The sequence below is a fragment of the Pseudomonas sp. zfem003 genome (assembly GCF_032621675.1).
Classification (GTDB): domain Bacteria; phylum Pseudomonadota; class Gammaproteobacteria; order Pseudomonadales; family Pseudomonadaceae; genus Metapseudomonas; species Metapseudomonas otitidis.
In genome coordinates this window covers 94,930-101,704 of the sequence record NZ_JAVYJG010000015.1, presented here as the reverse complement: position 1 = coordinate 101,704, position 6,775 = coordinate 94,930, and the positions used below count along the sequence as shown (strand labels likewise).

The 6,775-nt window shown below is 67.9% G+C and carries 5 protein-coding genes; 2 read left to right on the top strand and 3 right to left on the bottom strand.

Annotation, left to right across the window (positions count from 1 at the left end; genetic code table 11):
* Both RTK35_RS29555 and RTK35_RS29550 read left to right on the top strand, forming a co-directional pair.
* On the top strand, positions 1-589 hold a 589-nt coding region (locus RTK35_RS29555), incomplete at its 5' end, for a PP2C family serine/threonine-protein phosphatase (protein WP_316909639.1).
* Positions 586-1,557, top strand: a complete 972-nt coding sequence (locus RTK35_RS29550; protein ID WP_316909638.1) for a serine/threonine-protein kinase — start codon at positions 586-588, stop codon at positions 1,555-1,557. The genes RTK35_RS29555 and RTK35_RS29550, both read left to right, overlap by 4 nt.
* Positions 1,558-1,599: 42 nt before the next feature.
* Here RTK35_RS29550 and RTK35_RS29545 read toward each other — a convergent pair whose 3' ends face one another.
* From RTK35_RS29545 to RTK35_RS29535, 3 genes are all read right to left on the bottom strand, one after another.
* A complete protein-coding gene (locus RTK35_RS29545) occupies positions 1,600-3,378 on the bottom strand; it encodes an acyl-CoA dehydrogenase C-terminal domain-containing protein (RefSeq protein WP_142012642.1) in 1,779 nt (592 codons plus the stop codon).
* A 189-nt stretch (positions 3,379-3,567) separates the two neighbouring features.
* Positions 3,568-5,361: an acyl-CoA dehydrogenase C-terminal domain-containing protein gene (locus tag RTK35_RS29540; protein WP_142012644.1), complete on the bottom strand. Its 1,794-nt coding sequence runs from the start codon at positions 5,359-5,361 to the stop codon at positions 3,568-3,570.
* A 113-nt stretch (positions 5,362-5,474) separates the two neighbouring features.
* Positions 5,475-6,767: a sensor domain-containing diguanylate cyclase gene (locus RTK35_RS29535; RefSeq protein WP_233473394.1), complete on the bottom strand. Its 1,293-nt coding sequence runs from the start codon at positions 6,765-6,767 to the stop codon at positions 5,475-5,477.
* Positions 6,768-6,775 lie beyond the last annotated feature (8 nt).

The window sequence follows — 6,775 nt, the reverse complement described above, 5'->3', positions numbered from 1 at the left end:
CGGTGACCGCGCCAGCCGCCTGGTGGTGGAAAGCCTGGCCGAGCTGCCTGCCTCGGGGGACTTCGCCAACCGCTTGCAGCACCTGCGCCGCCACCTGCACTGGCTGAACCGCAGGCTGGCAGACGAACTCACCGTCACCGACGGCCAGCGGAGGATCATGGGCAGCACGGTGGCCGCCCTGCTGGTGGAGGGCAGCCGCGCCGCCTGCGTGTGGGCCGGGGACAGCCGCTGCTACCTGTGGCGCTGGGGCTGCCTTTACCAGCTCACCCGCGACCACTCGCTGCTGCGCGAGCTGATCGAGGACCAGGGCATGAGCCCGGAGCAGGCCGGTCGACATCCGTCCGCCCATGCCCTGACCCGTGCCCTGGGCGGTGACGGTGCCTTCGCCCTGGATGTGCTGGAGCTGGAGCTGCACCCCGGCGACACCTTCCTGCTCTGCAGCGACGGGCTGTACCGCGAGCTGGACGAGGTGGCCCTGAGCCAGGCCCTCAGCCTCGCCTCGCCCATCGCCACCCTCGAGCAGCTCTTCGAGCAGGCCCTGCAGGGGGCGGCCCCGGACAACATCACCGCCGTGGTGGCGCGCCGATGAGCAAAGCCAGACGCCGCCGCAAGCCACGCCCGGCCATCACGCCGGCATCGCACGAGGGCTTCGCCTGTGCCAACAGCGCGCCGGCGGCCGACCTCGGCGAACTGCCGACCGTGCTCAACGGACGCTACCGCCTGGAGCGCCTGCTGGGCATCGGCGGCATGGGCTCGGTGTACCGGGCACGGGACCTGCTGTGGGAACAGTTCGGCGAACCGTCGCCCTGGGTGGCGGTGAAGCTGCTGAACGAGGAGTTCGCCACCATCCCCGATGCCAGCGCGCTGCTCTACAGCGAGTACGCCCTGGCGGTACGCCTGCGTCATCCGGCCATCGTCCGCTTGCACGCCTTCGAGGTGGACACCGCCTGCCGGCGTGCCTTCATCACCCAGGAGCTGCTCAAAGGGCTGCCCCTGGATCACCTGCTCTGTGACCGTCCGACCGGGCTGCCCTGGCTGGAACTGCGGGAGATCGCCGTGCCGCTGCTCGGTGCCGTCGCCCACGCTCACCACTGTGGTGTGGTGCACGGCGACCTGAAGCCGAGCAACGTGATACTCACCGACGCGGGGCCACGGCTGTTCGACTTCGGCCTGGCCCACGCCGACGGCGGCCTGCCCACCCTGGCACGGGAACGGATCGGCGCCTGGACACCCCGCTACGCCGCCCTGGAACTGCTCGACGGCGACAAGCCGAGCACAGCCAGTGACCTTTACGCACTGGCCTGCGTGCTCTACGAACTGGCGACGGGGCACCACCCCTATGGCCGGCTGGACGCCCGCCAGGCCCTGGAGCAGCACCGCCACCGGCGACTGGATGCACCCGGTGTCTTGCCCCTGGGAGCCTGGCGCGCCTTGCGGGCCGCTCTGGCGCCGACGGCCACGGCGCGCTGCATTAGGCTGGAGGAGCTGGAGGCGGCCTTCCGACGCCGGGGGCCGTTGCTGCCGGAATGGATCAGGCGCCCCTTGGCGCGGATATGAAAAAGCCCCGCCAAGGCGGGGCTTCCTCATTCACGCTGCGCCTTAGAACTGCGCGGCGTCCAGCAGGTAGAGCGAGTCGCTGCCGGCCTTGACCGAGGCGGTCAGGGAGTGGATGCGCGGCAGCAGGCGGGCGAAGTAGAAGCGCGCGGTGCCGAGCTTGCTGGCGTAGAACTCGTCCTGGCCTTCCTTGCCGAGGGAGGCGCGGGCCATCAGTGCCCACATGTAGGCATAGGCGGTGTAGCCGAAGACCTGGAGGTACTCCACGGAAGCGGCGCCGATCTCGTTGGGGTTGGTCTTGGCGCTTTCCAGCAGCCAGGCGGTGAGGTCGTCCAGGTTGGCGATGGCGGCCTTCAGCGGCTCGGTGAACTCGGCCAGTTCGGCCGACGCGCCGCTGGCGAAGGCCTTCACCTCGTCGGCGAAGTGCTTGTAGAACGCACCGCCGCTGCCCACCACCTTGCGGCCGGCGAGGTCCAGGGCCTGGATGCCGTTGGTGCCTTCGTAGATCTGGGTGATGCGGCAGTCGCGTACCAGTTGCTCCTGGCCCCACTCGCGGATGAAGCCGTGGCCGCCGAAGACCTGCTGGCCGTGGACGGTGGTTTCCAGGCCGAGGTCGGTCAGGAAGGCCTTGGCCACCGGGGTGAGCAGGGCGACCAGTTCCTCGGCGCGCTTGCGCACCACCGGGTCCTCGCTGTACTTGGCGGTGTCCAGTTGCAGGGCCACGTAGCTGGAGAACGCACGGCCACCTTCGTTGAAGGCCTTCATGGTCAGCAGCATGCGGCGCACGTCCGGGTGGACGATGATCGGGTCGGCGGCCTTGTCCTTGGCGACCGGGCCGGTCGGGGCGCGGCTCTGGATACGCTCGCGGGCGTACTCGATGGCGCTCTGGTAGGAACGCTCGCCGGTGGCCAGGCCCTGGATGCCGACGCCCAGGCGCTCGTAGTTCATCATGGTGAACATCGCGGCCAGGCCCTTGTTCGGTGCATCGACGATCCAGCCGGTGGCGCCGTCGAAGTTCATCACGCAGGTGGCGGAGGCCTTGATGCCCATCTTGTGCTCGATGGAGCCGCAGGACAGGCTGTTCTTCTCGCCCAGGGAGCCGTCTTCGTTCACCAGCACCTTGGGCACCAGGAACAGGGAGATGCCCTTGGGACCGGCCGGTGCGTCGGGGAGCTTGGCGAGCACCAGGTGGATGATGTTCTCGGTCAGGTCGTGCTCGCCACCGGTGATGAAAATCTTGGTGCCGGTGATCTTGAAGCTGCCGTCGGCCTGGGGTTCGGCCTTGGTGCGGATGATGCCGAGGTCGGTACCGGCATGGGGCTCGGTGAGGCACATGGAGCCTGCCCAGGTGCCGGCGTACATGTTCGGCAGGTACTTCTGCTTCAGCTCTTCGCTGGCGTGGGCGTTGATGGAGAGGCAGGCACCGGCGGTCAGCATCGGGTAGAGGCCGAAGGACAGGTTGGCGGAGTTCACCATCTCTTCCACCTGGGCGGAGATGACCTTGGGCATGCCCATGCCACCGAACACCGGATCGCCACCGACGCCGACCCAGCCGCCTTCGGCGTAGGTGCGGTAGGCCTCGGGGAAGCCGGCCGGGGTGCTCACGCGGCCGTCGTTCCACTGGCAACCTTCTTCGTCGCCGGAACGGTTCAGCGGCGCGATGACGCCGCTGGTGACCTTGCCGGCCTCTTCCAGGATCGCCGACGCGGTATCGGCATCGACCACCTCGGCCAGGGCTGGCATTTCGGACCAGAGCTTGGCGACGTCGAAGACTTCATTGAGGACGAAGCGCATATCGCGCAGGGGCGCTTTGTAGTCAGCCATGTGCAAACCTCGCAGGAACTCTCAGGTGGCCGGTCAGGCCGGTTTCACGGAACAGGCCGGCAGTGTATCCGAACAACTCGACAGACACATAGGGTCAGTGTGTGACCATATAAAATATACGGGTCACACAAATTGCCCCTTGTGAAAAGGCCCGCACGCGGCGGGCCCGGTCGTTCTGACGATAGGCCGTCAGAGGGCGAACTGCTCGGCGGAGAGGGCCATCAGGCAGTCGCTGCCGGCTTCTGCGGCGGCCTTGTGGGCGGCGGTACGGGGCAGCAAGCGCTTGAAGTAGAAGTCGCAGGTGAGCAGCTTCGCTTCGTAGAAGGCGGCTTCGCCGGTGCCGGCGTCCAGCTGTTGGCGAGCGACCACCGCCATCTGCAGCCAGAAGTAGGCCAGCACGATGTAGCCGCTGTACATCAGGTAGTCCACGGAGGCGGCGCCGACTTCGTCGGGGTTCTTCAACGCCGCCATGCCGATGCGTTGGGTCAGTTCGCCCCATTGGCGATTGAGGTCGGCCAGTTGCGCCACCTGGGCCTTGAGTTGCGGGTGCTCGGCCTGGGCCTGGCAGAACTGGTGGACACGCTTGGTGAAGCCCATCAGCAGCTTGCCCTGGCTGCCCAGGACCTTGCGGCCCAGCAGGTCGAGGGCCTGGATGCCGTTGGTGCCCTCGTAGATGGGGGCGATGCGGCAGTCGCGCACCAGTTGCTCCATGCCCCACTCGCGGATGTAGCCGTGGCCGCCGAACACCTGCATGCCGAGGTTGGTGGCTTCGAGGCCGGTCTCGGTCATGAAGGCCTTGCAGATGGGGGTGAGGAAGGCCAGCAGGTTCTCGGCCTGCTCGCGCTCCTCGGCGCTTTCGGCGCCGTGGGCGATGTCCAGTTGCTGGGCCGTGAAGTACGCCAGGGCGCGGTTGCCCTCGTTGAAGGCGCGCATGGTCAGCAGCATGCGGCGCACGTCCGGGTGGACGATGATCGGGTCGGCGGGCTTGTCCGGCGCCTTGGGCCCGGTCAGGGCGCGCATCTGCAGGCGTTCGGTGGCGTAGCGCACGGCACCCTGGTAGCTGGCCTCGCCGAGGCAGAGGCCCTGCATGCCGGTGCCCAGGCGGGCGTGGTTCATCATGGTGAACATGCAGTTCAGGCCCTTGTTGGCCTCGCCGATGAGGAAGCCGGTGGCGCTGTCGAAGTTCATCACGCAGGTGGCGGAGGCCTTGATGCCCATCTTGTGTTCGATGGAGCCGCAAGACACGGCGTTGCGCTCGCCGATGCCGTCTCCTCGGGGCAGGAACTTGGGCACGATGAACAGGGAGATGCCCTTGGTGCCGGCGGGGGCGTCGGGCAGCTTGGCCAGGACGAGGTGAACGATGTTCTCGCTCATGTCGTGCTCGCCGGCGGAGATGAAGATCTTGGTGCCGGAGATGGCATAGCTGCCATCGGCCTGGGGCACGGCGCGGGTCTTGATGATGCCGAGGTCGGTGCCGCAGTGGGGCTCGGTGAGGCACATGGTGCCGGTCCAGCGGCCTTCGGTGAGGCGGGTCAGGTAGGTCTGTTTCTGTTCTTCGCTGCCGTGGGCATGGATGGCGGACATGGCGCCATGGGTCAGGCCCGGGTACATGGCCCAGGACTGGTTGGCCGAGGCGACCATCTCGCTAACGATCAGCCCGAGGGAGTGCGGCAGGCCCTGGCCACCGTAGGTGGGATCGGCGGAGAGACCGTTCCAGCCGCCCTCGACGTACTGGGAGAAGGCTTCCTTGAAGCCCTTGGGTGTGGTGACCACGCCATCCTTCCACTGGCATTCCTCTTCGTCACCGGAGCGGTTCAGCGGCGAGAGCACCTGCTCGCAGAACTTGGCGCCTTCTTCGAGGATCGCGGCGACCATGTCGGGGCTGGCATCGCTGGCGCCGATGGCGGTGTAGGTGGCGGGGAAGTCGAACAGCTCGTCGGTGAGGAAGCGCATGTCGCGCAGGGGGGCCTTGTACTCGGGCATGGCAGGGTCTCCTTGGCTGCGCCAGGCTCGGCGCCAATCTCCGGACCCTAAAGGCTGGGCGCCCCCTCGACAACGACGCTGCGGGCGCTGAATGCAGCGCCATAACCGGCCGTTCAGGTGGCCGGCTGGCGCACCCGCACGGCGCCCCGACGCGCCTGGCCGTGGAGGAAGACGCGGTTGCGCCCGGCGCTCTTGGCGCTGTACAGCGCCTGGTCGGCGGCCTTGATCACCTCTTCCGGGGTGCGCTGCTCAGCGTCGCGTTCGGCCACGCCGATGCTGATGGTCACCGAGACGCTCTGGGCCGCCGCCGCACCGCGCTTGGCACGGCCCTGCTGGTCGTTCTTCGGCCGGCTGTCGCGGTCACGCAGGTGCAGGGCATAACGCTCGATGGCCTCGCGCACGGCCTCCAGGTGGGGCTGGCATTCTTCCATGCTCTTGCCGGCGAAGACGATGGTGAATTCCTCGCCGCCGTAGCGGTAGGCCTTGCCGCCCCCGCCGACCCGCCGCAGTTGGCTGGCGACCATGCGCAGCACCTGATCGCCGACGTCGTGGCCGTAGGTGTCGTTGAACTTCTTGAAGTGGTCCACGTCGGTCATGGCCAGCACGTAGTTGCGCCCCAACCGCTGCAGCCGTTCGTTGAGCGCGCGACGCCCCGGCAGGCCGGTCAGTTCGTCGCGGAAGGCCATCTGGTAGGCCTCGTGGGCCACCGAGGCGGTCAGGGCGAGCATGGTCAGGCTGGTCATCGCATGCAGGGCGTGGGGCAGGATGAACACCTTCGGCAGCATCCACCAGAGCCCCGCCAGGGCGACCACCTGGGCGGCGTGCTGCGGCCGGGGCTGTCGCAGATAGGCGATGCCGAGGGCCAGCAGGGCGATGACGAAGGCGAAGTAGGAGAGCTGCACCAGGCTCATCCAGCTGCCGTGCAGCAGCGGCCAGCGCACAGGGGTGACGAAGGCCAGCATCGCCTCGGGGTAGCTCCGCCCCAAGGCCATGACCACGCCGAGGGTGGCCAGCAGGACGGCGCTGCGGGCGACGAAGTCCTGCAGCAGGTGGGTGCGTTCCTGCCAGCAGCCGAACAGGCCGAACAGCAGTGGCAGCACCAGGCTGGTGAGGTGGAACACCAGGGCCGCATCTTCCCGCACCACGCGCTCGGCCTGGAAGTAGTCGACCTGGGTGTCCAGCAGGTAGTAGCCGATGTAGATCGAGGCCAGCAGGAAGAGCTGGCGAAGGCGCCCATAGGCGGCGCAGAACGAGCCGCCGAGCAACAGCAGCAGGGTGGGCAGGACGTTGAACAGGGAGACGAAGAACTCGTTCATGTCCGCCAGGGTCCCCGCCACCGCACCGCCGAGCACCAGGGCCAGCGGCGGCAGGAAATGGCTGAAGCGGAATGACGGGAGTGTCCGCACGCGTCTGG

Excerpts from the sequence above, each read along its gene's own strand:
- RTK35_RS29545 (WP_142012642.1), bottom strand. The coding sequence starts at position 3,378 with ATGGCTGACTACAAAGCGCCCCTGCGCGATATGCGCTTCGTCCTCAAT.
- RTK35_RS29540 (WP_142012644.1), bottom strand. The coding sequence starts at position 5,361 with ATGCCCGAGTACAAGGCCCCCCTGCGCGACATGCGCTTCCTCACCGAC.
- RTK35_RS29550 (WP_316909638.1), top strand. The coding sequence starts at position 586 with ATGAGCAAAGCCAGACGCCGCCGCAAGCCACGCCCGGCCATCACGCCG.